The organism is Mesorhizobium monacense (genome assembly GCF_056781675.1).
The window spans coordinates 198,976-224,302 of record NZ_CM165567.1 but is presented as its reverse complement, the minus strand read 5'-3'; the positions used below and the strand labels follow the sequence as shown (position 1 = coordinate 224,302).

The following is a 25,327-nucleotide window of genomic DNA, read 5'->3' as shown; positions in this document are numbered from 1 at the left end:
CCCGCATCGGCCGTCTCTCATCACGTAAACGTAGCCGGTTGAGCGTATTCGCCAGCCGACGAAGTATTGCCCGTCGCGCCGTATCACGGTACTGTCACAATCCTGTTGCACCTACACCGTATCCCCGTGCCAAGAGGGATGGCTCGAAGGAGAATCACTCGTGCATACAGCTATGCCGGAATGTGACACTCGGCCGAACGCCGGCGGCGCCCTGCTCGCCGCGCGGACTGCCGACGCCGTCGCAAATGGGGCACCTCTGGGCCGCATCGGCAACCTCGAAGTGCGGCTGGCGCGCAATGCGGCCGAAATCGCCGCCGCGCAGGAAGTGCGCTACCGGGTATTCTATGACGAGCTTGGCGCCAGGAAGGATCTGTTCCAGGCGCAGGATCGCCGCGACGCCGACCGCTTCGACCCGCTCTGCGATCATCTGCTCGTCCTCGACACCTCGCTTGCCGGCCCCGAGCACCGCCGCATCGTCGGCACCTACCGGCTGCTGCGGCAGGAAATCGCGGCGACGGCCGGCGGCTTCTATTCCGAAGGCGAATTCGAACTGACCAAGCTGATCGCGCGCCACCCCGGCCAGCGCTTCCTCGAGCTCGGCCGCTCGTGCGTCCTGCCGGAATATCGCTCCAAGCGCACCATCGAGGCCCTGTGGCAAGGCATCTGGGCCTATATCAACCATTACGGCATCGGCGTGATGACCGGCTGTGCCTCGTTCCACGGCATCGTGCCGGCGGCGCATGCCGAGGCGCTCACCTACCTTGCCCATCACTGCCGCACCGACTCGGCCTGGGACGTCAGGGCGGTCGCCGGCCGCTATTGCTCCATGGACCTGATGCCGATCGAGGCGGTGAACGCCAAGGCAGCGATCGCGGCGATGCCGCCGCTGGTCAAGGGCTATCTGCGCGTCGGCGCCCGCATCGGCGATGGCTGTGTCATCGATCACGAATTCTCGACGGTCGACGTGTTCGTGGTCATGCCGGTCAAGGAGATCGGCGCGCGCTACGTCAACTACTATGGCGGGGAAGCCCAGCGCTTCGCAGCCTGAGAGTAGTGAGTAGCGAATAGTGAGTAGTCAGTAGGGCGACGCGCCGAGCTATCGCTCTCACTACTCCCCTCCATTCTCACGGAATGTCTTCCGGCCTCCGGCCGGGCCGGCTCTTGTAGGCCGGAAACGACCAGCCGAATTTGAGCGCCCCGCCGCGCACCAGGAAGGCAGCCGCGAAGCCTAGCAGGCCGGAAGCCAGCGCCGGCAGGCCTGCAAGGTCGCCGAGCGTGAAAAGCGTGGCGCCTGCGAGTGCCGCCGAGACATAGATTTCAGGCCTGAGCAGTACGGAAGGCTCTCCGGCCAGCAGATCACGCAATATGCCACCGAAGGTCGCCGTGAGCACGCCGGTGATTACGGACACGACAGGCGAACCGGTGATCGCAAGGCCCTTGGCGGCGCCCATCACCGAAAAGGCGGCGAGGCCTACGGCATCGAGCCAGAGCAGCAATTTCCAGCGGGATTCAACCCGGTGCGCGCTGAAGAAGACCAGCACCGCCACCGCCGCGCAGATCAGCACATAGCTGGAGTTGGCGACCCAGAACACTGGTAGGTTGAGAATGACGTCGCGGAACGTGCCGCCGCCGATGGCGGTGACGCTGGCCAGGAACAGGAAGCCGATAATGTCGAGCTGCTTGCGCGAAGCCGCTAGCGCCCCGGTCGCCGCAAAGACGGCGACACCGGCATAGTCGAGGAGGTCAATGGGATTCATGGGCGCGGAGGTGAGTAGTGAATAAGTGAGTAGCGATGAATAGCACGAAGCCGCACGGTTGTACCGGCTTCGCTATTCCCCACTTGCTACTGACTATTCCCTAGTCACTACTCCTCACGCATCTTTCTCGGCCTGCTCATTCACCGGCCCGGGCTCGACCGGCGCTTCGGCCGCCGCTTGCTTGGGGCCACCCTTGGCGACGCCGACCATCGCCGGCCTGAGCACACGCTCGCCGATCGAATAGCCCGGCTGCACCACCTGGACGACGGTACCGGCGGGAACCTCGGGATTGGGCACCTCGAACATCGCCTGATGGAAATTCGGGTCGAACTTCTCGCCTTCCGGTGCGAGCTTCTTCACCCCATGCCGCTCCAGCGCCGACAGCATGGCGCGCTCGGTAAGGTCGACGCCCTCGATCAGCGCCTTGAAACCGGCATCGCCCGCGGCCTTGGCCTCGTCCGGGACGGCATCGAGCGCACGGCGCAGATTGTCCGACACCGACAGCATGTCGCGGGCGAAGTTGGCGACCGCATAGGTGCGCGCGTCATGCACGTCGCGCGCGGTGCGGCGGCGCAGATTCTCCATCTCGGCGGCAACGCGAAGGGCGCGATCCTTCAGCTCCTCGTTTTCCTTCAGCAGCCGCACAAGCGCTTCATAGTCTCCGTCGACGCTGCCTTCGGTACGTTCGCCCGCCGCTTCAGTGGCTTCGATTTCCTCGGGCGCGCGTTCGTCTTTTGCCTGGTCGCTCATCGCCGTTTCCCGTCATTTTCGAATGGTCTGGATTTGCGCCCGATATCGAGGTTTGGCGGCCAAAAATCAAGGGGCAAGCCATATTGGGGCTGCCCTCGGTCTTTCGCTATTAATTCAAATTTTACCGTAACAGCCGGCTTTTCTTGCAAGGCCGCCGCAATGCGGGAACCATTACCGCTCTGGAGGAGTTTCGAACCCGACACAGGATTTTGGGACAATGACAGGCAATAAGCGCGACAGGCGCGAGGAACTCGCCGCCGATATCAAGCGCCAGATGGGCACCGAGGCCACGAAGCGGTTCCTACGCACGCTGCCGGCATTCCGCCTGCAGGCTGACCTGCCCGAGCATCTCAGGGAACTGCTCGATCGCCTTGAGGGGGCGGAGGCCAGCGTGGCCGGCGGCGAGCGCCGGTAGCCCGACCGGCTGCGACCGCCGATTCGTCTTCGGCAACGGCCTCGGGCATCGCGCGACAATTACGCGCAGTAATTTTGCGTGAGCTTTGCCTTGCGGCGGCGAAGCCTGTTGCCTATGCTTCCTGATGAACATGATTTCCCCTGAGGCGGTTGCCAACAGCAAGCGCGCCTGGTTGAAGATTCTGGCGCGCTACAAAAAGCCTGACCGGCGACGCAGCGCGCTTGAACTCGCCATCACCCTCATCCCCTTCGTCACGCTCTGGGCGCTCTCTTCGGCCGCCTATTCCTACGGCCACTGGTGGGGTTTGATCCTCATTCTTCCCGCGGCCGGGTTCCTGGTGCGCATCTTCATGATCCAGCACGATTGCGGCCATGGCTCCTTCTTCGCCAATCGCTATGCGGACGACTGGATCGGCCGAGCGCTCGGCGTCCTGACGCTGACTCCCTATGATTGCTGGCGGCGCGCTCACGCCATCCATCACGCCAGCGCCGGCAATCTCGACGAGCGCGGCATGGGCGACATCAAGACCCTGACCGTCGCTGAATATCGGCGGATGTCATGGCGGGGCCGGCTTGCCTACCGGCTCTATCGCCATCCACTGGTCATGTTCGGCCTCGGACCGATCTGGCTTTTCATCTTCGAGCAAAGGCTGCCGGTCGGCATGATGCGGGGCGGCCTGACGCCCTGGGTGTCGTCGATGACGACGAATCTCGGCATCTCGCTTGCCGCCGCGATCCTCATCTGGTTCGTCGGACTAGGCGCGTTCCTGGTCGTCCACTTGCCGATCGTCATCCTCGCCGGTTCGGCCGGCGTCTGGCTGTTCTACGTCCAGCACCAGTTCGAGGAGACAGAGTGGGCGAAGGATTCCGAATGGGAATTCCAGCATGCCGCGCTGCATGGATCGTCCTACTACGACCTGCCGGCCGTGCTGAACTGGTTCACCGGCAATATCGGCGTCCACCACGTCCACCATCTCTCGGCCAAGGTGCCGTGCTACCGGCTTCCGGAAGTGCTGCGGGATTATCCGGAACTGCGCGGCATCGGCCGCGTCACGCTTCTCGACAGCCTGCGCTGCGTCAAGCTGGCGCTGTGGGATGAAAACCGCCGCAAGCTGGTGTCGTTCCGCGAAGCGCGGATGGCCGCGTAGGACAGGCCGCCGCACCAGCGGTGCGGCGGGTTCCTCAAGCCTTGTTCAGGCCGCCTTGCGCTCGTCGCGCATCAGGGCCTTGCCGTCGCGGATCTCGGTGCCGAGCACCTTGAGACACTCGCGCATGAAGGCGGCGAGGCCCGGCCAGCCCTTGGCCGACACCAGATTGCCGTCGACATGGGCGCCGGTCGGCGCGACGTCGATGTAGATCCCGCCGGCGAGCGTCACTTCCGGCTCGCAATATTGCAGCGCCGCGACTTCCCTGCCGCGCACCACGCCGTCGACCGCGATCAGAATCTGCACGCCGTGGCAGATGGTGAAGATCGGCTTGCCGGTCTCATGGAAATGCCTGACCAGCGCCTGCACCCGCTTGTCGATGCGGATATATTCCGGCCCTCGCCCGCCGGCCGCATAGACGGCGTCGTATTCGGCCGGATTCACCTCAGCGAAGGTCTTGTTGAGGATGTAGTCGTGGCCGAGCTTTTCCGTATAGGTCTGATGGCCTTCGAAATCGTGTAGCGACGTCTTCAATATATCGCCGGCCTTCTTGTCCGGGCACACGACATGCACCGTATGGCCAACCGCATGCATGGCCTGTTCGAAGACGAAAATCTCGTATTCCTCGCTGAACTCGCCAACGAGCATCAATATCTTCTTGCCTGCCATTCCGGTTCCTCCCTTTCCTGGCCATTTATTTCGGATTGCGAAATAATGAACCTATCCTAAGGGCAAGACGGTGAAAGGAAAAGCGCAAATCGCACAATTGGTCTGACCAGATTGATTTGCGCTTGCTAAAAATCCAGCCAGACCCTTGGCCTTGCCGTCCGCACGGCAATCCTGGTCCGACCACCGACAACCGATCAGGCGGCGGTACGGATCATGTCCGCCGCCTTTTCGGCGATCATGATCGTCGGCGCATTGGTGTTGCCGCCGATCAGTGTCGGCATCACCGAAGCATCGACGACGCGCAGCCCCTGCATCCCCCTCACCTTGAGTTGCGGATCGACGACGGCCATGTCGTCGACGCCCATCCTGCAGGTGCCGACCGGATGGTAGATCGTGTCGGCGCGTGCCTTTATATGCGCCATCAACTCGGCATCGCTTGAAACGCCGGCGGTGTAGATTTCCTTGCGGCGGTATTTCGCCAGCGCCGGCGCCTCCAATATGCCGCGCATCGTCTTGACCCCCTTGAGCAGAAGCGCGGAATCGCGTTCGTCCTCGAGAAAGCGCGGGTCGATGCGCGGCGGCGCCAGCGGGTCCGGCGCCGACAGACCGACCTCGCCGCGCGAATACGGCCTGAGCACGCAGACATGGCAGGAAAAGCCGTAGCCCATATGCAGCTTGCGGCCGTGGTCGTCGACGATGGCGATGCAGAAATGCAGTTGCAGGTCTGGCCTGTCGATCGCCGGATCGGATTTGAGGAAAGCGCCGGCTTCGGCATAGGGCGTGGCGATCATGCCGGTGCCGTCCTTGCGCCAGCGCAGCATATGCTTGAGCATTCCAGGCGTGCCGCGCAGGCCGATGCCCATCATGTCCGCATCTTTTGACGTCCAGGCCATGATGAAATCGAGATGATCCTGCAGGTTCTTGCCGACGCCGGGCACCTCATGGACGACCGGAATGCCGTGCATCGCCAGTTCGGCCGCCGGGCCGATACCGGACAACAACAGCAGCTGCGGCGAGCCGAAGGCGCCGCCGCAGACAATGACCTCGCGCTTGGCTTGCGCCACCGCATCGTTCTTGCCCACGCGGTAGCGCAGGCCCGTGGCGCGCTTGCCGTCGAGGGCGATGCCGGTGGCATGCGCTCCGGTGACAACGGTCAGGTTCGGCCGGTCCATGGCCGGATGCAGATAGGCGGCAGCCGCCGAGCAGCGCTCGCCATTGCGGCACTCACCCCAGAATTGCGTCACCTGATAGAGCCCCGCCCCTTCCTGCTCGGCTCCGTTGAAATCGTCGTTGCGGCGGATCTGGTTTTCGCCGCAGGCCTCGACAAAGGCGCGGGCGACGGGACGCGGCTCCTGCTGCTCGCCGACCCGCAACGGCCCGTCGCCGCCATGCAGCGCGTCTGCGCCGCGCTGATTGCCTTCGGCTCGCCTGAAATAGGGCAGCACCTCCTTCCACGACCAGCCGTCGCAGCCGAGGTCGGCCCATCCGTCATAGTCGCTGCGGTGCCCGCGAATGTAGAGCATGGCGTTGATGGCGCTGGAGCCGCCGAGCGTCTTGCCGCGCGGCTGGTAGCCCTTGCGGCCGCCAAGCCCTTGCTGCGGCACAGTCTCGAAAGCCCAGTTGTTGATCTTCGGCCGTCCCGGCAGCAGCGCAATCACGCCCGCCGGCGCGCGGATGAACAAATCCTTGCCGGCGCCGCCGGCTTCGATCAGGCAGACCGTTTTGGAGGGATCTTCAGAGAGCCTTGCAGCCAGCGTGCAGCCGGCGGAACCGCCACCGGCGATGACATAGTCGTAGCGCATGGTCTCCTCCCGATCATCCGGCGGATGTTTCCGTCCGGATGCCCAAGAGAAGGCCTGCTTGCGAGCGTTGTAAAGACGTCAGCGCGTTGCCGCAGGGTCAGCCCGTGCGTTTGCGCCGCCAGGAATATTTCGGCCCCTTGGCCTCCGGCTCGGCGGCCGGCTGATAGTAGAGCGGCAGGCCGCCGGTGCGGCCTTCCTCGAGCCGCTTCAACAGCACCAGGTTCGACACTTCGAATTCGTCGAAGCCGAGCCGCAGCATATGCGGCAGCTGGTCGACAAGAACCTGGCCGGTGGCGCGGACGGCACCCTGGAAATGATAGCGCGCGCGCAGCAATTCGCCCTTGGAGAAGGACCGCCCGTCATTGAACGCCGGAAAGGCAAGCGCCACCAGCGACAGCTGGTCGAGCAGTCCGGCGATCTTGTCGAGTTCGTCACCCGGCAGAAGCTGGACGCCGAGGCGCTCCTTCGCCGATCGGCGCACCTCCGCGTCGAGCCCCAGAAACGCCTGCAGCGGCAGGATGAAGCGGCCATTGCCGGTAAGCGCATCGGCGCTTTCGGCATGAACCCATTCGTCCTCGCGGAAACCCGTCGGGGTCCAGAGGCGGGTCTCCGGTGTCGTCGGTTCGGTCATCAAAATTCCTAGCCCAAAAACTATACCAGGGTGTGTGAGATTCAGGTCAGGCCGAGCCGAGAACGGTGGCTTCCGAGAGCCGGAGCGGAGCGTACTTGAAGTACGTGAGCACCGGAAGCGCAGGAAACCGCCGTTCGCAGGCCGTCCTCACCTGAAGATCAACATACCCTAAAGCGATGCGTCGGTCAGCGACTTCTCCAGCCCGGAAAGGTGGATGCCGCACTCGGTCTTGGCGTGTCCGGCCCAGCGGCCGCTGCGCGCGTCCTCGCCCGGCTGCACCGGCTGCGTGCACGGGAAGCAACCGATCGACAGATAGCCATAGGCGACCAGCGGATTCTCACGCAGCGCATGCGCGCGCATGTAGGCGGCCTGGTCCGACGTCGTCCAATGCGCTAGCGGGTTGACGCGGATGCGCGAGCCGACCGCCTCGAAGACGGGCAGTGCCGCCCGCGTCGAGGCTTGGAAGCGCTTGCGCCCGGTGAACCAGGCGCGGAACGGCTCGACGCCGCGCGCCAGCGGCTCGACCTTGCGCACATTGCAGCAGGCGTCGGTGTCGGTCTCGTTGAGGTTGCCGGTCGGATCGACCCGCTCGAGTGCGGCCTCTTCGGGCTTGATCACCCTGATGTCGGTCAGGCCGAAATCGGCGGCGAGCGCGTCACGATAACCGAGCGTCTCCTCGAAATGCTTGCCGGTATCGAGGAAGATCACCGGCAGGGTGCGGTCGATCTCGGCGATCATGTGCAGCAATACGGCCGAATCGGCGCCGAAGGAGGAAACGGCAGCGATACCGCCGCGGAAGATTTCCCGCGTCGAGCGCTCGATGATCTGGAGCGGACTTAGGTGGCCATAGAGCGCGTCGAGCCCCGCCGCCTCGGCGGCGATGCCGGCCTCGACATCGACGATACGGTCAAGCGGCCTTGGTTTCGCCAGCATAGAGCGCCTCCTTGAACGGCGCGGGACCGACTCTGCGGTAGGCGTCGATGAATCGTTCTGAGGGATCGAGGCGAAGGCCGAGATAGGTTTCGACGATCTGCTCGATGGCGTCGGTGATCTCTTCCGAACTGAAGCCGCGGCCGATGATCTCGCCGACCGAGGTGTTCTCGTCGGCCGAGCCGCCGAGCGTGACCTGGTAGAGCTCGGCACCCTTCTTCTCGACGCCGAGAATGCCGATATGGCCGACATGGTGGTGGCCGCAGGCATTGATGCAGCCGGAAATCTTCAGCTTCAATTCGCCGATCTCGCGCTGGCGCTCGAGCGAGGCGAAACGCTGCGAGATCTCCTGCGCCACCGGAATGGAGCGCGCCGTGGCCAGCGCGCAATAGTCGAGGCCGGGGCACGAGATGATGTCGCTGATCAGGTTGGAATTGGCTGTCGCCAGCCCGATGTCGACCAGCGCGTCATAAACCGCCTTGAGATCGGCGCGCGCGACATGCGGCAGGATCAGGTTCTGCTCGTGGCTGACGCGCAGCTCGTCAAAGGCGTATTTCTCGGCGATGTCGGCAACCGCTTCCATCTGACTGTCCGTGGCGTCGCCCGGCACCTCGCCGATGCCCTTGAGCGAGATCGTCACCGCCGCATAGTCGGGATGGCGGTGGGTCACCACATTCTGGTCGAGCCATTCGGAGAAGCTTTTGGAATCGAGCCGTGCCAGCTTCACCGCCGCGTCGCCTTCCGGCCGCGCGGTCAGCTGAGGCGGCGCGAAATAGGCGTCGATGGCGCGGATGTCGGCTTCCGGCAGCTTCAGCTCGGCGTCCTTCAGCTCCTGCCATTCGGCCTCGATCTGGCGGGTGACCTCCTCGACCCCGGTCTCGTGGACGAGGATCTTGATGCGCGCCTTGTACTTGTTGTCGCGACGGCCATAGAGATTGTAAACGCGCAGGATCGCCGTGCAGTAGGAGAGAAGGTCGGCTTCCGGCAGGAAGTCGCGGATCTTCTTGGCGACCATCGGCGTGCGGCCCTGGCCACCGCCGACATAGACGGCGAAGCCGAGTTCGCCGGCAGCATTCTTCTTCAAGTGCAGGCCAATGTCATGCGTCTGGATGGCGGCGCGGTCGCGCTCGGCGCCGGTCACCGCGATCTTGAACTTGCGCGGCAGGAACGAAAATTCCGGATGCACCGACGACCATTGCCGCAGGATTTCGGCATAGGGGCGCGGATCGGCGACCTCGTCGGCGGCAGCACCGGCAAAATGGTCGGCGGTAACGTTGCGGATGCAGTTGCCGCTGGTCTGGATGGCATGCATCTCGACACTGGCCAGATCCGCCAGGATCGCCGGGATGTCCGACAGCGCCGGCCAGTTGAACTGGATGTTCTGCCGCGTCGTGAAATGGCCGTAGCCCTTGTCGTATTTCCGGGCGATGTGGCCGAGCATGCGCAGCTGCTGGCTGTTCAGCGTACCATAGGGCACCGCGATGCGCAGCATATAGGCGTGCAGCTGCAGGTAGACGCCGTTCATCAGCCTGAGCGGCCGGAACTGGTCCTCGGTGATCTCGCCGGCAAGCCGCCGCTGGACCTGGTCGCTGAACTCGGCGACACGGGCCTGCACGAAATCTTGGTCGAACTCATCGTAACGGTACATGCTTCGTCTTTCAGGGCGCGTCCGCCCGTATTGCCTGCTTAAATCGATGCCGCCCGGACAGCTTCCGGATGGGCCTGCTTGCCGAGATCGCCACGGATGGTCGGGCCGGCGGCGCGGATCTTTTCGCGCAGCCGCACCGCTTCGACCACGCCGTCGACCACGGTGACGTCGATCAAATTGACGTCGACAACCTCATTGTTGGCGTAGGCCGCGGCACCGATCGCCTCCAGCCGGTCCTCGGCCGTCTTGTCATGGGCGAGGTCGGCATTGCCGATCGTCTCGGCCCAGCCGCCATCGGCGTACCAGACGGCGATGCCGTCGGTGAGCCTGTTTGCGGTCAGAACCTTCATTGCTCAACTCCTTCGGCGGCCGTGTTGGCTATGCCCTCATGCCTGTGTGCCGCGAGCGGCTCGGAACGTTCAAAATTGGCGCCCGCGACCGCGTCGCCGATGATGGTCATGACCGGGCCGGTGAGGTCGGCGCGCGCTTCCAGAGACGGCAAATCGGCCAGCGTGCCATGGAAGCGGCGGCGGTTGCCAAGGCTGGCATTCTCGACCACAGCGACCGCCGTGTCCGGCGAGAGGCCGGCTTCGATCAGCCGGCCGGCGACCTCGGCCGCGACCGAGCGGCCCATATAGACGGCGACTGTGGCGCCGGAGATGGCAAGCTTGGCCCAGTCGGGCAGCGAATTGCCCTTGAGATCGTGGCCTGTCGTAAACACCATCGACGAAGAGACGCCGCGCAGTGTCAGCGGCAGTTCGAAATCGGCAGCAGCAGCGAAGGCCGCCGTGACGCCGGGAACCACTTCATAGGCTATGCCGGCGTCGCGAAGTGCTGCCATTTCCTCGCCGGCCCGGCCGAACACCAGCGGATCGCCCGACTTCAGCCGCACGACGCGCTTGCCGGCATGGCCGAGTTCGACCAGCAGCGCATTGATCTCGGCCTGGCTCTTGGAATGGCAGCCCTTGCGCTTGCCGACCGGCAGGCGCTCGGCGTCACGGCGGCCCATGGCGACGATCGCCTCCGGCACCAGCGCGTCATAGACGATGACGTCGGCTTCCATCAAAAACCGATGCGCCCGCAGCGTCAAAAGATCTTCCGCGCCCGGCCCCGCGCCGACCAGTGCGATATGGCCAGCGGCGGGTGCGTTGGAGACAAGCAGGTCGACGGCGGCATCATGCGCTTGCGAAAGCTCACCGGCTTCCACGGCCCGCGCCGGCGCGCCGGCGAAGAAATCGCTCCAGAAGCGGCGGCGGCCATTGCCCTTCGGCAGGCACTCGGCAGCACCTCGGAACGAAGCGGCAAGCGTCGCCAGCGCACCGAGCGACGGCGACAGCATGCGGTCGATGCGGCCGCGCAGAATCTGGGCAAGCACCGGCCCAGCCCCTTCGGTGCCGATGGCAATGGCAACCGGGGCGCGGTTGACCAGCGCCGGCGTAAAGAAATCGCAAAGCTCGGGCCGGTCGACCGCATTGACCGGAATGCCCAGCCGGCCTGCGTCGGCGGCGACGCGGCGATCGAGCGCTTCCTCGCCGCTGGCGGCGAACACCAGGGTCGCGCCTTCCAGATGCGCGGCCTCGTAGGCGGCATCGATATGGACGGCGCCGGTCGCAGCGATGAAGCTCAGCAACTCGGCTTCGGCGGTATTGGTGATGATGCGCAGCACCGCGCTCGACTGGCCGAGCAGCCGAGCCTTGGCCAACGCCTCCTCGCCGCCGCCGACGATGGCCACGGCTTCGCCCTCGACCCGCATGAAAACGGGAAAGGCGTTAAGCTTGGCATTGGCCTCAGGCATGACGACAAGGAATCCTGGAACAGTCTGCCAGTTTTACGCGGCGGCGCGAAAAACCAGAAGGAAAGCACTCGCGCATCCGGCGATGGCAGGCAATCGCTTTTTCGCAACTGCGAAGGGCAGGAGAAAATTATTCCACAGCCAGGTGCCAAGCGGATTCAAGATGCTGTTGCAGACCCCTATCTGCGGCCCTTTTAGCCGCTCGCGCTCGGCCTCGCAAAACGGTTTTTTCTAAATTCTACCAAATTAGTAGATTAATGCTGCAAGGCATCGCGGCGATCTTCGGCCGGGCACGAGGCGTCGCCCCGGAACGATTTCGCCCGACCCGGCGTTTGCCATTCAAGCCCCAGGCTGCAGGGCATCGGGCCATGCGGTCTCATCCGGGGCCGGTCAGGAAACGGAGGAACCGATATGAGCGACATCAAGCTGAAGCATGGGCTGTGGGTTGTGGTCGCCGACGGTGAGAAGGCGCTGTTCCTGCGCAACCGGGGCGACACGCGATTCCCCGACCTGCAAGTGGTGCAGGAAATGGAGCAGGAGAACCCCGCCACCCGCGATCAAGGCAGCGACCGCCCGGGCCGCTACAATGACGGCCCGTCCGTCCATCGCAGTGCGGTTCAGGACACCGATTGGCACCGTATCGGCAAGGAGCGCTTCGCCGACGATATCGCCGAGCGGCTCTACCGGCTGGCGCATCGCGGCGCCTTCGAGGAGATCGTACTGGTCGCGCCGCCGCAGGTGTTGGGCGAGATGCGCCGGAAGCTGCACAAGGAGGTCGGCGACAGGGTGCAGGCGGAAATTCCGAAGACCCTGACCAACCACACTATTTTCGAGATCGAGAGCCTGCTGCAGGCCGCCTGACCCGCACGCAATTCGGTCCTTCATTCGCTCTTGTCGGCACTGCCGGCCATTTCACGGCATGGCGGGTTGCCTCGCGCCTATGACAGCCCCCATATTGCAACAGGCGGCGGCCTCCGGCGGCCCTATCCGACATCGCGATTTTCGAAAGGCGCTCCATAGACAATGCCGCATGACACGCCCCTTATCGCCACCATCGTCGCCGGTCTGGGGCTGGCTTTCGTCTTTGGAGCGCTCGCCAACCGTTTTCGCGTGCCGCCGCTGGTCGGCTATATCGTGGCCGGCGTGCTGGTCGGGCCGAACACGCCAGGTTTCGTCGCCGATGCCGGCCTCGCCAATGAGCTCGCCGAAATCGGCGTCATCCTCTTGATGTTCGGCGTCGGCCTGCATTTTTCTCTGAAGGACCTTTTGTCGGTCCGCGCCATCGCCGTGCCCGGTGCCGTCGTACAGATCGCCTTTGCCACCGCGCTTGGCGCCGGCCTTGCCTGGCTGCTCGGCTGGTCGATGGGTGCCGGGCTGGTCTTCGGCCTGGCGCTTTCCGTCGCCTCCACCGTGGTGCTGCTGCGCGCCTTGCAGGAACGCCGGCTGATCGAGACCGAGCGCGGCCGCATTGCCGTCGGCTGGCTGATCGTCGAGGACCTTGCCATGGTGCTGGCACTGGTGCTGCTGCCTGCGCTGGCCGGGGTGCTCGGCGGCCAGCCACAAGCGGACAGCCACGCCAGCGGCCTGCTGGCGCTGCCTGCCAGCTACGGCATCTGGGGAGTTGTCGGCATCACCCTTGCCAAGGTCGCTGCTTTCGTCGTCGTCATGCTGGTCGTCGGCCGAAGGCTTATTCCCTGGATCCTGCACTATGTTGCCCATACCGGCTCGCGCGAACTGTTCCGGCTGGCCGTGCTCGCCATAGCGCTCGGCGTCGCCTTCGGGGCGGCAAAGCTGTTCGGCGTCTCGCTGGCGCTGGGCGCCTTCTTTGCCGGCATGATCATGAGCGAGTCCGAGCTCAGCCACCGCGCGGCCGAGGAATTGCTGCCGCTGCGCGACGCCTTCTCGGTGCTGTTCTTCGTTTCGGTCGGCATGCTGTTCGACCCGTTCAGCCTGATGAGCAATGGTCTGCCGATCCTGGCGACGTTGGCCATCATCGTGCTCGGCAAATCGCTGGCGGCGTTCGTCATTGTTGTCGCCTTCGGCTATCCGATTGCCACCGCACTGATGATCTCGGCCAGCCTTGCCCAGATCGGCGAGTTCTCCTTCATCCTGGCTGAGCTCGGCGTCGGGCTCGGCCTGTTGCCCGAACAGGGACGCGACCTGATCCTGGCCGGCGCCATCCTGTCGATCGTGCTCAACCCGCTGATGTTCCTCGCCATCGACTGGATGAAGCCATGGCTGGAGGCGCGGGCCGCCAAGGCAGCGTCACCGGTCGAGGCAAAACCGATCGGCCCGGCAACCGCACCAGGAGAGGTGGCTTCCGTCGCGGCGCCAGCTCGGGAGGACGGGCCACCGCCGAAGACAAAGCTCACCGGCCACGCCATCCTGATCGGTTATGGCCGCGTCGGCAGCCTCGTCGGCGCGGCACTCAAGGACGCCGCAATGCCGTTTCTCGTCATCGAAGATGCCGACAAGACGCTGGCCAAACTCAGGACCGACGGCATTGAAACCATTTCCGGCAACGCGGCCAATGCCGACGTGTTTGCCGCCGCCAATCCGGAAAGTGCAAAGCGGCTGATCCTGGCCATTCCCAATGCCTTCGAGGCAGGACAGGTCGTGCTGCGCGCACGCGCCGCTAATCCTGGCATCGACGTCATCGCCCGAGCCCATTCAGGCGCCGAGGTCGAGCACCTCAAGGGGCTCGGCGCCGACACCGTCATCATGGGCGAGCGCGAGATCGCCCGCGGCATCGTGGAAGAGGTTCTGGGCCACAAGCCTGAGGCGGCTGAACCGTCCGCTGCCTGAGCCGATCCTGCACGATCATGCGTACTGGTCGCCACTGGCAGAAGGCCGGCGAAAGATTGCACAATCGATCTCAATCGTCCGCCCGCAGGCGAGTTGCTCACGCCATAAATGCAGAGCCGCCGTTTTGCGCGACACTGCCGAGGTATTTTGCCGGCGGCTTCCCAAGCGCCTTCTTGAACATGGTGATGAAGGCCGTGACGGAACCATAGCCAAGATCGCCCGCAACCTGCTGCACGCTCGCACCGGAAGCCAGTTCTCGAATCGCGACGATCAGGTGCAATTGCTGGCGCCAGCGTCCGAAGCTCAGCCCTGTCTCCTTCACCACGAGGCGGGCGAGACTGCTCTCGCTGAGCGCAACGCGACTGGCCCATTCTGCCAGTGTGCTACGGTCGGCAGGGTCTTGCGCCAACGCTTCGGCGATCCTCCTCAAGCGCGGCTCGGACGAGATCGGCAGATGCAGCCGCTGGACAGGCATGCGTGGCAGCTCAGCAAGCAGGGTCTTGGTCAAAAGCTCATCCCTCGCGTGGTCGTCCTGCACGCCATCGGACAGCTCGATGATCAGTTCGCGCAGCAACGGCGAGATCGAAAGGGTGCAGCACCGGTCCGGCAGATCGGCGGCTCCCGGCTCAATGTACACGAAAAATATCCGGGCGTTGGTCGTCGCGACATTGCTGTGCTCCATGTCGCCGGGAATCCAGACCCCGCAATGAGGCGGTACCATCCATAGGCCGCTTGGGACGTGGCATGTGACGCCGCCTCCGAGCGCGAAGACGAGTTGGCCCTTGCGATGCCGATGGGCGGGTACCTCCGCTCTGGTGTCGGTGACGTCAACGCGCACCGCAATCGCCGGCGCGAGCACATTATCCACATCGAGATCGGGCCAGGGATAGCGAAGGGGCTGTCTCATGATTGACGGCTTTCAGCGATTAAATGCCATCATAGCTAAATTCTTAAACCAGGGAAGTCGATAGGTTCCGGTTTGCGCATGGCGGGCACCAACTTGATCGCAATGACGCCGCGCGCGCATCGCAGGCATGGCCTGCGATCTCGATGGGTACTCTGAGTGGGCCAGCTTGCCGTGCTTTCCAGGGGAGCTGGCGTCCACAAACCGGCAGGAAGGTACGACCCCCATGCTCGCCCTAGTCACGTCTCCCGACAGCGCCACCGGGTTAAGGCTAGCCGAGTTCGAGGAACCTCAGCCCCTCGCGAACGAGGCGCTTGTCTCGGTCCACGCAACCTCGTTGAACCGCGGCGAACTGCGCCTGTTCACCATACGTCCGAACGGCTGGATACCCGGCCAGGACATCGTTGGGGTTGTCGAACAGGCAGCAGCCGATGGCTCCGGGCCAGCCGTGGGCACCCGGGTTGCGGCCTTGGTCGACCAGGCCGGCTGGGCCGAACGCGTCGCCGTTTCAACCGACCGTCTCGCCGTGCTGCCGGATGACGTCAGCTTCGTTTCCGCAGCCACGCTTCCGGTCGCGGGCACGACGGCGCTGAGGACTCTGCGCCACGGCGGCGACCTGGCCGGCCAGCAGATCCTGATCACCGGCGCAAGCGGTGCGGTCGGTCGTTTCCAGATCCAGATCGCCCGCCAGCAGGGTGCGTCGGTGACCGCGATCGCCGCCGCACGGCACGGCGAGGATCTCCGCCGCCTGGGCGCCGAGCAGGTAGTCGAGTCGATCGAGCTGGCCGAGGGGCCATTTTCACTGATCACCGAGTCAGTCGGCGGTGAAAGCCTCGCACACGCGATCGAGCGAGTCGCACCTGGCGGGATCGTCGTCATGCTCGGTTCGAGCAGTGGCGAACTCACGCCCGTTGGATTCCGCCAGTTTGTGCCTGGTCACGAGGGGGCGAGGCTTCAGACTTTCGCGTACTACACTTCTGGCTCCGGCATTGGCGCGGACATCGCATCGCTGCTCGCTCTGGTCGCGGCTGGCCGGCTGGAAACCCGCGTGGCCTTGACCGTGCGGTGGACAGACGTCGCCCAAGCCCTGGACGCACTGCGACAGCGCAGCTTCAGCGGCAAGGCTGTTCTCACCATGACCGGATGACGGCCTGAAGCCTCACACGTGCTGGCCGCCATTGATGTGGATTTCCGAGCCGGTCACGTAGGATGCCTGCTGCGAGCAGAGGAAGAAGATGATGTCGGCGACCTCAGCCGTAGCGCCGAGCCTTCTGAGCGGGATCGTCTCGACGATCTTGTCGGTGCCGGGCGACAGGATCGCCGTGTCGATCTCGCCCGGTGCGATGGCGTTGACGCGGATGCCGTGCGGGCCGAAATCATGCGCCATCTCGCGCGTCAGCGAACCGAGCGCCGCCTTCGACGTCGCATAGGCCGTGCCGGCGAAGGGGTGTACGCGGGTGCCGGCGATCGAGGTGACGTTGACGATCGAACCTTTCGCCGATGCCAGCTCCTTGAACAGGCCTCTGGCCAGCATGATCGGTGCGAAGAAATTGACCTGGAACACGTCGCGCCAGACATGCATCGGCGTGTCGATCGAGTTCATGCGGCTGTTGCCGTCGCTGAGCTTCGGCGAGATGCCGGCATTGTTGACCAGCGCATTGAGGTGTCCGCCATGCGCCTCCAGCCGGTGACGGATTTCCGAAACGGCGACGCCGACATCCTCCTGGTCGGCCAGATCGACCTTGATGTGGTCCTCCGGCCCGGCCGGCCACGGACAGTCCTCGGCAAAGGCCTGGCGCGAGCAGGTGATGACCCGCCAGCCCTCGCGTGAAAAGCGCTTGACCGTGGCATGACCGATGCCGCGGCTGGCGCCGGTCAGCACGATGGTCTTTCTGGTGTCGGGTTCGGCCATGTCGCGGTCTCCAGCCGGACATTTAGCGGAACGCCGATGCCGTGGCGAGGGGCGAGTTGACGCTTAGACCATGATCCCGAAAAAGTGGAATCCGGTTTTCGGAAAAGATCATGGTCAAACAAAGAGATAGAGCCCCGTCCCGATTCTATCAGGCTCTACCCCCCGGTGAGGATGTCGAGGATCGACGTCTGCCGCTTCTTGGTCGGGCCGCCGACATTGCCGGGCGGCACGGGATGCCCGACCGAAGCGGTGGTGCCACCGTCGCCCGGCATGTCCAAGCCATCGGCATCGACCGTCTGGGCGGGCCGTGCAGGGCGGGCAGGCGCAGGCGCTCGGGCAGCAGGCTGGGACTGGCCGACCGACGCCTGCGGCACCGGCGCCGGTCCGACATCGGCAGACGGAATGTCGTCCGGCACGATCGTGTCCGATGGCGTCGACTTCCAGGTTCCGGGCAGCGGCCGCACCGGCACGCCTTCATGTGCCGCGACCATGAACTCGTGCCAGGCCTGTGCCGGCAGCGCGCCGCCGGTGACTTTCTTCATCGCGCTGCCGTCATCATTGCCGAACCAGACGCCGGTGGTCAGGTTGGCGGTGTAGCCGACGAACCAGGCGTCGCGCGAATTCTGGCTGGTGCCGGTCTTGCCGGCCGACGGCCAGGCAAAGGCCGCCTTCTTGGCGGTGCCGATCTCGACCGTGCCGGTCATCATCGAGTTCATCATACCGACGATCTCGGGTTTGACGACGCGCGGCGCACCGCCGCCACTGTCGTCATAGAGCACCTTGCCTTCGGTCGTGGTGATGCGGCGGATGAAGTGGATGTCCGGCTTGTAGCCGCCATTGGCGAAGGGAACATAGGCCGACGTCAGTTCCAGCGGCGTCACTTCGGAGGTGCCGAGCGCGATCGAGGTGTTGGCCTGCAGCTCGGACTGGATGCCCATGCGGTGCGCCGCCTCGACCACCGCGTCGGGCCCGACCTCCATGGTCAGCTGTGCCGCGACCGAGTTCAGCGACTTCGCCAGCGCGGTGGCCAGCGTCACCTTGCCGAAATACTTGCCGCCGTAATTGTCCGGCGTCCACTTGCCGATCTTGATCGGCGCATCGTTGCGCACGCTGTCCGGCGTGCGCCCGGCCTCAAGTGCGGCCATGTAGACGAACGGCTTGAAGGCCGAGCCGGGCTGCCGGCGCGCTTCCGAGGCGCGGTCGAACTGGCTGGTCGAATAGTCGTAGCCGCCGACCATGGCGCGCACCGCGCCGGAATCGTCGATCGACACCAGCGCACCCTGGCTGACATTGAGCCGCTTGCCGCTCTCGTCGATCAGCCGCCGGATCGACTGTTCGGCGAGCTTCTGCAGCGTCAGGTCGACCGTGCTGTCGATGACGATATCGCCGCGCACGTCGCCGATCAGGTCGGGCAATTCTTCCATGATGGTGTCGGCGACATAGTTTTCCGAGCCGGTCCAATAGGACGGCGCGCGCGTCGCCGGCGCGCTCATCGCCGAGGTCAGTTCCTTGGCGCTGATCTTGCCTTCGTCGCGCATGGCGGCGAGCACCAGTTGCGCGCGCTCCTCGGCCGCCTTCGGGTCGCGCGCCGGCGACAGCCGCGACGGCGCTTTCAACAGGCCGGCCAGAAGGGCTGCCTCGGACAAGGTGACGTCGCGCGCGCTCTTGCCGAAATAGCGCCGCGAAGCCGCTTCGACGCCGTAGGCACCGGAGCCGAAATAGACCCGGTTGAGGTACATTTCGAGGATCTGGTCCTTGGTGTGCTTGTGCTCCAGCCACAGCGCCAGCAGCACTTCCTGCACCTTGCGTTCGAGCGTGCGATCCGGTGTCAGGAACAGGTTCTTGGCCAGCTGCTGGGTCAGCGTCGAGCCGCCCTGCGAGAAATGCCCGCCGAGCACGTTGGTGACCATGGCGCGCGACAGGCCGATCGGGTCGATGCCGAAATGCGAATAGAAACGGCGGTCCTCGATGGCGATGACGGCTTCGGGAATGTAGGGCGACATTTCGTGCAGGCCAACCGCCTCACCGCCGCTCATGCCGCGATTGGCGAGCAATTGTCCGTCGGCCGAGACGATCTTGATGTTGGGCGCGCGGTCGGGGATCGACCAGGTCGTGGCCGCAGGCATCTTCGCGCCGTAATAGACGACGATGCCGGCCGCCGCGATGCCGCCCCAGATGCAGAGCACGAAGCACCAGTAGACCAGGCGGCCAAGCACGCCGAACAAGCCGCGCCGGCTGCGGCCGCGTCCACGCCGCGATGATTTCGCCCTGGCGGTCTTGCGCCCTGTGGAGGATTTGCGATTGCCAGGCACGACGCGATCCTCCTCGCTCACCGAAAACCCGGCCGAGGTCTTTGCCTGTGACGGCCCCTCGAAGCTCGGTTCGATGCGACTGTCTCTGCGGTTCGCCATGCGCTGTGCTTAATGTCCCGGTGCCTATGGCGCTCGGGTTGCAGAGTAGATGCGGCGGTTTAAAGGCGCGTTAAAGCGGCGGATTCACAGCCCGTTGAATTGCCTTGGAAATTTGGAAATCCGCTGCCGTTACCGATGCTTTCCCGCGCGGAAATGGGTTCTTTCATGCCGACATAAGCCTTTCGCCGTGGCTTGCGCGGCGCGGCTAAATCCTGATCGAGGTTACTCCTGAGGAGTTTCGTTGGCCGCGCAATGTGAACCCGCGAGGGCAAAAGTATTCGCTGCAAGCTTGGCCTGTGGCTCGGTCACTGCTTGCCTTCGGCATCATCTTGCATTAGCGCGAAGATTTTCGGGGTTTGGCGCTGCGAACATGAAGATTTCAGAAAAGCCAGTAGTCCTGGTGCTGACGCGCAATGAAAAGCTTGGGGACGCGATTTTGCGGATTCCAGTCTACCGCGCGCTGAGGCTGGCTTTACCCACTCATCGGATCGTCTGCGCATCGGATTTGGACACCGTGTGGCGCACAACATTGGCCCCCGTTCAGCCCGAACTTATCGATGAAATTCTAGTCGATCAGCGCCTGTCCAACATTTCTGAGGTGCGTGCGCTGATACGCCGACTTGGCACCGTGGACCTCGTGTTGGATCTTCGCTCAAGCAAGGAGACGCCTCGGAGCTATTTTGCAGCGACAGGACTGCCTGCGCGGTACATTGCCAATTCGGTAGGCTTCGCTCTGCGACGCAATATTGCCGGCTTTTTCGAGCCTCGCCCCCCTACCAACGCCCTGCGATGGCATCGGATGGTCGAACTGGCCACTGGCCGCCTTTTGCCTTTCGACGCCAGATTGCCCGTGTTCGAAAAGGCACGCGACGAGGCTTTGCGACTCATTCCGCCGGGCGAGCGCTTTATTGGCCTGTCTCCCGGCCCGACCATGAATAAGTTCTGGCATCGGCAGAAATGGACGGACCTGGCCAAACACATTGCCAGCGATGGCATCATTCCTGTTTTCCTGCTCGGGCCGCAAGAAACCGAGCAGCGCAACTGGATTGAAAAGGACGGCGTGTCGAAGATTGTCGATGTCGGTTCGGTTCAGGATTTGGCGTTGCTTCCTTGGCTGTTCCACGCTCTCGCCGATCGTGCGATCTGCATTGTTGCCGCAGAGAGCGGGCTTGGACATCTGGTGGCCACTCGGCAGGGTGCACTGCTTACATTGGCAGGCCCGTCGAAAGCCCGCCTCTGGCGCCCGCTCACCCCGCATCATTGGGTAGTGGAAGCGCGCGAGTTCGGATCGAGGAAAACCGAGGATATACCTCTTAATGTCGTGGTTGCCCGCGTCCAGGAAATAGTCCGGTGGGCGTCGAACTCGGCGCCAAGCCCAAGCCCTCACTACCAACCGAAAGTTGGTGTTGCCGATGCTCAGGCCGCCGGAGCCGTAGCCGTCCCAACCACTTCAAATACTTACCCTTAGAGGCGCGTCAACTCCGGCTCGAGCCGCTGCCCTACCCGCCCGATGATCGAAGCCAGCGAATAAAACGCCAGTGCCTGCTCTTCGCAGGCCAACGCCACGACATTGTTCGAGCGGTCGATATCGAGGCCCTTCGGCCCGCCTTCCTCGTCACTGATCCTGCCGCGCAGGAAGGTCTCATCGTCGAGGACGACAAGCGAGCGCGAAGGGGTGCGGCGTCCGCTCCAGCCGCCTTCGCTGTCATAGACATGCAGCCTTGGACTGCCGGCGTCGGCGACAAGAATGTGCCGGTCGTCAGCGGTGAAGCGCAGGCCGTGCGGATAGTTGGCGTTGTCCAGGATCCCAGCCGGGTCGGTGTCGGGTCCAAGCGGCCCCGACAGGCTGTAGATCTTCACATCCTTGGTACCATGGCTGCTGATGGCGACCCATTGGCCGTCATGGCTGAGCGCGATGCCGTCGGGAATATCGAGGCCCCGTTTCAGCAGCACCTGGTTCCTCAGCGCGCGATATCCCAGCCGCCGGTCGACGACATGCCGGGTGACCCGGTGCGTATAGTTGTTGCAGACCAGCAGGCTGGTCCGGCTGCGGGACTCCCGCCTGACTGCGATCGAACCGGGCGTGCTCAGCTTGCAGAACAGCCCGCTCTTGATCTGGCGGCGCGGCGAGATTTCAAGGCTTCTGCCGGCAGGCTCTCCCGCAGGCAGCGAGAATATCCCAACCAGCCCATCGCGATTGGCGACTTCCAGGGTCCGGTCGTCGATGAAATCGAGGCCATGAACCTCGCCGATGCAGTCGGATGTCAGTTCCATGTGATCATGGATCGTGACCTCGGGGCCATCGGAGGCTGGCTCGACCTCGATCCGCAGGATCAGGCAGCGCTTTCGCCCAAAGCCGGCGATGGCCAACAACCGGTTGTCGGGCGAAAAGCGCACATCTTCCGTGCGCCCGATTGCCGAAAGCACGGCTCGAACAGCATCGCTGGCCCTGAAGTCGATCCGGGGTATCACCTGAGGCCTGACCCTTGAAGAGGGGAAGGAATGGAAGGTGCCCGCTGCCCCGCCTTGGCGTGGGACGCAGTGATAAAGCCTGATCCGCGGTTGTCCGGTCAAGCCTGACAGCCCGGCGTCAATCCGTCGTGATCAATTCTGCTGGATCGAAATGCCCTTGTCGTCGATCTTCAGCTCCACGCCCTTCGGCTTGGTCTGTTCGCGATAGACGTAGATGCCAAGGGCGATGACGACCACGACGAGCGCGCCGATGATCAAATAGAGCATGTTCTGTTTCATGGCGCGCCCTTCTGGTGTCGTGCGTCAGGCTCGTTTCAAGACCTTGACCACCAGCAACAGGATGATGGCGCCGATCGTGGCATTGATGATGGCGGCGAGGATGCCGCCGCCAATGGCAAAGCCGAGCCTGGGGAAAAGCCAACCGGCGATGAAGGCACCGATAATGCCGACGACGATGTTGCCGACCAGGCCGAAGCCGAAGCCTGAGACGACGAGGCCGGCCAGCCAGCCGGCGATGGCGCCGATGATGATGAAGATGAGAAGGCTTTCGATACCCATTGAGTTCCTCCGAGCAAAGGGCGACGGCGGAGCGAACGCCCCGAATCGGCCTCGATATCAACGACTTCAGGCTATGCGAAAGCAGCCGGGCCCGCCAGCGGCGGCGTCAGTCGTCGTCACCATCCTCGGAGGCCGGCCGCCAGCTCGTCGGTTCGACCCGCTTTTGCGTATCGCTGTCGATATGGGTCCACCAGGCACCGTCGCGATACTGGGCGATGGATTCGTTGATCACGCTGTTGCTGTCTTTCCAGTAGACGGTGACCCTGGAACCGTCCGTCGGTGCGGTCGATATCGGCTTGCGGTCTGCCATGTCTTCCCCTCTTCGAGGTCATCCCTCTTTGAGCCGACGGAACGCGGCCAACGGCGCCCTGGTTCCGCAGCCGTCAGCTATGGGCGAAGATATCCTCTTCGGCCCAGCCCATCAGGTCGAGCTTGGCACGCGTCGGCAGGAAGCGAAAGCAGGCGTCAGCCTCCTTCGTCCTGTTCTCGCGCGCCAGCCGGGCAGCCAGCACCTCGCGCAGCCGGTGCAGGTAGAGCACGTCGGAGGCGGCGTATTCGAGCTGTTCCGGCGACAGCGTCTCGGCTGCCCAGTCCGACGATTGCTGCACCTTCGACAGGCCGATGCCGAGCAACTCGCTGCAGATGTCCTTCAGCCCATGCCGGTCGGTATAGGTGCGGGTCAGCCGCGAGGCGATCTTGGTGCAGAACACCGGCTCCGGCATGACGCCGAAGGCGTTGTAGAGCACGGCGAGATCGAAGCGGCCGAAATGGAACAGCTTGGTGATGCCCCTGTTCCTGAGCAGGCTGACGAGGTTCGGCGCCTTCTTCTGGCCGGGTGCGATCTGGATGACGTCGGCTGAGCCGTCGCCGGGCGAGATCTGCACCACGCAGAGCCGGTCGCGATGCGGGTGCAGCCCCAGCGTCTCGGTGTCGATGGCCACCGCCCCGACATTGTAGTGCGAAAGGTCGGGCAAGTCATTTTTGTGGAAGCGGATGTCGCTCATCGTCTTCTCCGGTCGCGGCCTGCAGCGCCGCGCATCTGGGATGCGCAAAGGACGCTGCAGCACCTAACGCTAGTCATCCGTCCTCGCCGCGATCCGGCGAAAAATCAACAGAAACTTGACTTTCACGCCAATTCAGCGCGTCAGCGCGTCGAGAATGCGGGCCCAGGAGCGCTGCCCCTTGTGGAAGGAAGTGAGCTCGTATTTCTCGTTGGGCGAATGGATACGGTCGTCGTCGAGACCGAAGCCGACCAGCAGCGACTCGATGCCGAGATAGGTCTGGAAGTCGCCGACCACCGGGATCGAACCACCGCCGCCCGTGGTGACGGCCTGTTTCGCCCATTCGTCGGATAGCGCGTCCTTGGCCTTGGCCAGGAACGGCGAGTCATAGGAAAGCTGGATCGCCGGCGAGCCGCCATGCGGATGGAATTCGACCGAGCAATCGGCCGGAATGCGTTCCCGCACGAAAGTCTGGAAAGCGGCGCGGATCTTCTTCGGGTCCTGCTTGTGCACCAGGCGGAACGACACTTTCGCCGAAGCTTCCGCCGCGATCACCGTCTTGAAGCCTTTTCCCGTGTAGCCGCCGATGATGCCGTTGAATTCGGCCGTCGGCCGCGCCCAGGTGAGCTCGAGCACGGAACGGCCTTTTTCGCCGGCGGGTATGGACAGTCCGACGGGGCCGAGGAAGGTTTCGGCGGTCTCGCCGAGAGTCTCCCATGATTTCAGGATTTGCGAGGGCGTCTCCTCGACCCCGTCATAGAAGCCGGGAATGGTCACGCGGCCGTCCTTGTCGTGAATGTCGGCCAGGATTTTCGCCAGGATGCGGATCGGGTTGGCGGCAGGGCCGCCATAGAGGCCCGAATGCAGATCGCGGCTGGCCGCCTTGACGGTGACCTCCTCGCCCACCATTCCGCGCAGCGAAACGCAGATCGACGGGGTCTCGCGGTCCCACATGCTGGTATCGCAGACCAGTGCGAAGTCGGTCTTGAGTTCGGCCCTGTTGGCGTCGAGGAACGGCTTCAGCGACGGCGAGCCGGATTCCTCCTCGCCTTCGAGCAGGATGGTGATGCGGCAAGGCAGGCTGCCATGCACCTGCTTCCAGGCGCGGCAGGCCTCGACGAAGGTCATCAACTGCCCCTTGTCGTCGGCTGAGCCGCGGCCGGTGATCACCTTGTGGCCGGGTTCGACCTCCTTCACCGCTGGCGCGAACGGATCGTTCTCCCAAAGCTCGATCGGATCGACCGGCTGCACGTCGTAATGGCCGTAGAACAGCACATGCGGTGCCCCAGCCGGTCCTTCATGATGCGCCACCACCATCGGATGTCCAGGCGTATCGCGCACGCTGGCGTCGAAGCCGATCAGCTTGAGCTCGGCCACCAGCCATTCCGCCGCCTTGCGGCAGTCGGCGGCGTAGCTTGGGTCGGTGGAGATCGACTTGATGCTGAGCAGGCCGAACAGCCGCTCCAGGCTCTGGTCGAGATTGCTGTCGAGACGATCGAGGACGGGAGAAACTTGGGACATTGCTACAGGCCTTTCGATTCACAGGCGGAATCGTAAAGGCAGCACGTGAAAACGAAAAGCCCACGAACGTTGGGCCACGGCCATCTACAATATGGGGGCAAAAAAGAGCCGCCGTGGTGGAGGGGGAACCACGGCGGCCTTTTACTCGAAACGATGCGGCAGCCCGGAGAGGGGGGATAGGCTGCCGCAGGTGTCCGGGATAGGC

The 25,327-nt window shown here is 64.1% G+C and carries 25 protein-coding genes; 7 read left to right on the top strand and 18 right to left on the bottom strand.

Annotation, left to right across the window (positions count from 1 at the left end; genetic code table 11):
* The first annotated feature begins 172 nt into the window (after positions 1 to 172).
* Positions 173 to 1,048, top strand: coding sequence for a l-ornithine N(alpha)-acyltransferase (gene olsB, locus AC1RUK_RS00985; protein ID WP_167480665.1), 876 nt, complete (start codon positions 173 to 175; stop codon positions 1,046 to 1,048).
* A gap of 76 nt (positions 1,049 to 1,124) precedes the next feature.
* Here olsB and AC1RUK_RS00980 read toward each other — a convergent pair whose 3' ends face one another.
* Positions 1,125 to 1,757 (bottom strand): trimeric intracellular cation channel family protein, encoded by a 633-nt coding sequence (locus AC1RUK_RS00980; RefSeq protein WP_481837130.1) that lies wholly within the window; start codon positions 1,755 to 1,757, stop codon positions 1,125 to 1,127.
* A 114-nt stretch (positions 1,758 to 1,871) separates the two neighbouring features.
* Positions 1,872 to 2,507 carry a nucleotide exchange factor GrpE gene (gene grpE, locus AC1RUK_RS00975; protein WP_436173523.1) on the bottom strand — a complete coding sequence of 212 codons (636 nt, stop codon included), beginning with the start codon at positions 2,505 to 2,507 and terminating at the stop codon, positions 1,872 to 1,874.
* 217 nt (positions 2,508 to 2,724) lie between these two features.
* Here grpE and AC1RUK_RS00970 point away from each other — a divergent pair, with 217 nt between their 5' ends.
* Together AC1RUK_RS00970 and AC1RUK_RS00965 are read left to right on the top strand one after the other, a co-directional pair.
* Positions 2,725 to 2,922: a hypothetical protein gene (locus AC1RUK_RS00970; RefSeq protein ID WP_481837131.1), complete on the top strand. Its 198-nt coding sequence runs from the start codon at positions 2,725 to 2,727 to the stop codon at positions 2,920 to 2,922.
* Between the two features lie 124 nt (positions 2,923 to 3,046).
* Complete coding sequence (locus AC1RUK_RS00965; RefSeq protein ID WP_481837132.1) at positions 3,047 to 4,069, top strand: fatty acid desaturase; 1,023 nt, start codon at positions 3,047 to 3,049, stop codon at positions 4,067 to 4,069.
* 45 nt (positions 4,070 to 4,114) lie between these two features.
* Here AC1RUK_RS00965 and AC1RUK_RS00960 read toward each other — a convergent pair whose 3' ends face one another.
* The 7 genes from AC1RUK_RS00960 to cysG form a co-directional block, all read right to left on the bottom strand.
* Positions 4,115 to 4,735, bottom strand: a complete 621-nt coding sequence (locus AC1RUK_RS00960; protein WP_006200409.1) for a DJ-1/PfpI family protein — start codon at positions 4,733 to 4,735, stop codon at positions 4,115 to 4,117.
* 194 nt (positions 4,736 to 4,929) lie between these two features.
* On the bottom strand, positions 4,930 to 6,537 hold the full coding sequence (locus AC1RUK_RS00955) for a GMC family oxidoreductase (protein WP_481837133.1): 1,608 nt from the start codon (positions 6,535 to 6,537) through the stop codon (positions 4,930 to 4,932).
* Positions 6,538 to 6,634: 97 nt separating this feature from the next.
* The gene (locus AC1RUK_RS00950; RefSeq protein WP_481837134.1) at positions 6,635 to 7,168 is read right to left on the bottom strand and encodes a DUF934 domain-containing protein; all 534 of its coding nucleotides are present in this window, start codon (positions 7,166 to 7,168) and stop codon (positions 6,635 to 6,637) included.
* 168 nt (positions 7,169 to 7,336) lie between these two features.
* The gene (locus AC1RUK_RS00945; protein WP_481837135.1) at positions 7,337 to 8,101 is read right to left on the bottom strand and encodes a phosphoadenylyl-sulfate reductase; all 765 of its coding nucleotides are present in this window, start codon (positions 8,099 to 8,101) and stop codon (positions 7,337 to 7,339) included.
* On the bottom strand, positions 8,076 to 9,746 hold the full coding sequence (locus AC1RUK_RS00940) for a nitrite/sulfite reductase (protein WP_481837136.1): 1,671 nt from the start codon (positions 9,744 to 9,746) through the stop codon (positions 8,076 to 8,078). The genes AC1RUK_RS00945 and AC1RUK_RS00940 overlap by 26 nt, the downstream gene beginning before the upstream one ends.
* Positions 9,747 to 9,784: 38 nt before the next feature.
* Entirely contained in the window at positions 9,785 to 10,096 is a 312-nt protein-coding gene (locus AC1RUK_RS00935; protein WP_436173530.1) for a DUF2849 domain-containing protein, read from the bottom strand.
* Complete coding sequence (cysG, locus tag AC1RUK_RS00930) at positions 10,093 to 11,541, bottom strand: siroheme synthase CysG (protein ID WP_481837137.1); 1,449 nt, start codon at positions 11,539 to 11,541, stop codon at positions 10,093 to 10,095. The genes AC1RUK_RS00935 and cysG overlap by 4 nt, the downstream gene beginning before the upstream one ends.
* A 408-nt stretch (positions 11,542 to 11,949) precedes the next feature.
* Between cysG and AC1RUK_RS00925 the strand changes: the two genes are divergently transcribed.
* Positions 11,950 to 12,399, top strand: a complete 450-nt coding sequence (locus tag AC1RUK_RS00925) for a baeRF12 domain-containing protein (RefSeq protein WP_481837138.1) — start codon at positions 11,950 to 11,952, stop codon at positions 12,397 to 12,399.
* 162 nt (positions 12,400 to 12,561) lie between these two features.
* A complete protein-coding gene (locus AC1RUK_RS00920) occupies positions 12,562 to 14,343 on the top strand; it encodes a cation:proton antiporter domain-containing protein (protein WP_481840169.1) in 1,782 nt (593 codons plus the stop codon).
* 97 nt (positions 14,344 to 14,440) lie between these two features.
* Here AC1RUK_RS00920 and AC1RUK_RS00915 read toward each other — a convergent pair whose 3' ends face one another.
* Positions 14,441 to 15,250, bottom strand: a complete 810-nt coding sequence (locus tag AC1RUK_RS00915; protein WP_481837140.1) for an AraC family transcriptional regulator — start codon at positions 15,248 to 15,250, stop codon at positions 14,441 to 14,443.
* Positions 15,251 to 15,473: 223 nt separating this feature from the next.
* On the opposite strand from AC1RUK_RS00915, the gene AC1RUK_RS00910 reads away from it, so the two are divergent.
* Positions 15,474 to 16,394, top strand: coding sequence for a zinc-binding dehydrogenase (locus tag AC1RUK_RS00910; protein WP_481837141.1), 921 nt, complete (start codon positions 15,474 to 15,476; stop codon positions 16,392 to 16,394).
* A 12-nt stretch (positions 16,395 to 16,406) separates the two neighbouring features.
* Here the strand turns inward: AC1RUK_RS00910 and AC1RUK_RS00905 are convergent, their stop codons facing one another.
* Together AC1RUK_RS00905 and AC1RUK_RS00900 are read right to left on the bottom strand one after the other, a co-directional pair.
* Positions 16,407 to 17,159: an SDR family NAD(P)-dependent oxidoreductase gene (locus AC1RUK_RS00905; protein ID WP_436173536.1), complete on the bottom strand. Its 753-nt coding sequence runs from the start codon at positions 17,157 to 17,159 to the stop codon at positions 16,407 to 16,409.
* A gap of 155 nt (positions 17,160 to 17,314) precedes the next feature.
* The gene (locus AC1RUK_RS00900) at positions 17,315 to 19,570 is read right to left on the bottom strand and encodes a transglycosylase domain-containing protein (RefSeq protein ID WP_481837142.1); all 2,256 of its coding nucleotides are present in this window, start codon (positions 19,568 to 19,570) and stop codon (positions 17,315 to 17,317) included.
* A 370-nt stretch (positions 19,571 to 19,940) separates the two neighbouring features.
* Between AC1RUK_RS00900 and AC1RUK_RS00895 the strand changes: the two genes are divergently transcribed.
* A complete protein-coding gene (locus tag AC1RUK_RS00895) occupies positions 19,941 to 21,038 on the top strand; it encodes a glycosyltransferase family 9 protein (protein ID WP_481840168.1) in 1,098 nt (365 codons plus the stop codon).
* On the opposite strand, the gene AC1RUK_RS00890 is transcribed toward AC1RUK_RS00895, so the two are convergent.
* From AC1RUK_RS00890 to AC1RUK_RS00865, 6 genes are all read right to left on the bottom strand, one after another.
* On the bottom strand, positions 21,035 to 21,997 hold the full coding sequence (locus AC1RUK_RS00890; RefSeq protein WP_481837144.1) for a YncE family protein: 963 nt from the start codon (positions 21,995 to 21,997) through the stop codon (positions 21,035 to 21,037). The genes AC1RUK_RS00895 and AC1RUK_RS00890 overlap by 4 nt on opposite strands.
* Positions 21,998 to 22,174: 177 nt before the next feature.
* Positions 22,175 to 22,321, bottom strand: a complete 147-nt coding sequence (locus AC1RUK_RS00885) for a hypothetical protein (RefSeq protein WP_404278131.1) — start codon at positions 22,319 to 22,321, stop codon at positions 22,175 to 22,177.
* Between the two features lie 24 nt (positions 22,322 to 22,345).
* Positions 22,346 to 22,600 (bottom strand): GlsB/YeaQ/YmgE family stress response membrane protein, encoded by a 255-nt coding sequence (locus tag AC1RUK_RS00880; protein ID WP_436173540.1) that lies wholly within the window; start codon positions 22,598 to 22,600, stop codon positions 22,346 to 22,348.
* A 106-nt stretch (positions 22,601 to 22,706) separates the two neighbouring features.
* On the bottom strand, positions 22,707 to 22,910 hold the full coding sequence (locus AC1RUK_RS00875; protein WP_481837145.1) for a hypothetical protein: 204 nt from the start codon (positions 22,908 to 22,910) through the stop codon (positions 22,707 to 22,709).
* 73 nt (positions 22,911 to 22,983) lie between these two features.
* Positions 22,984 to 23,604, bottom strand: coding sequence for a ribonuclease D (locus AC1RUK_RS00870; RefSeq protein ID WP_481837146.1), 621 nt, complete (start codon positions 23,602 to 23,604; stop codon positions 22,984 to 22,986).
* Between the two features lie 132 nt (positions 23,605 to 23,736).
* Positions 23,737 to 25,122, bottom strand: a complete 1,386-nt coding sequence (locus AC1RUK_RS00865; protein ID WP_481837147.1) for a M20/M25/M40 family metallo-hydrolase — start codon at positions 25,120 to 25,122, stop codon at positions 23,737 to 23,739.
* Positions 25,123 to 25,327: the final 205 nt, after the last annotated feature.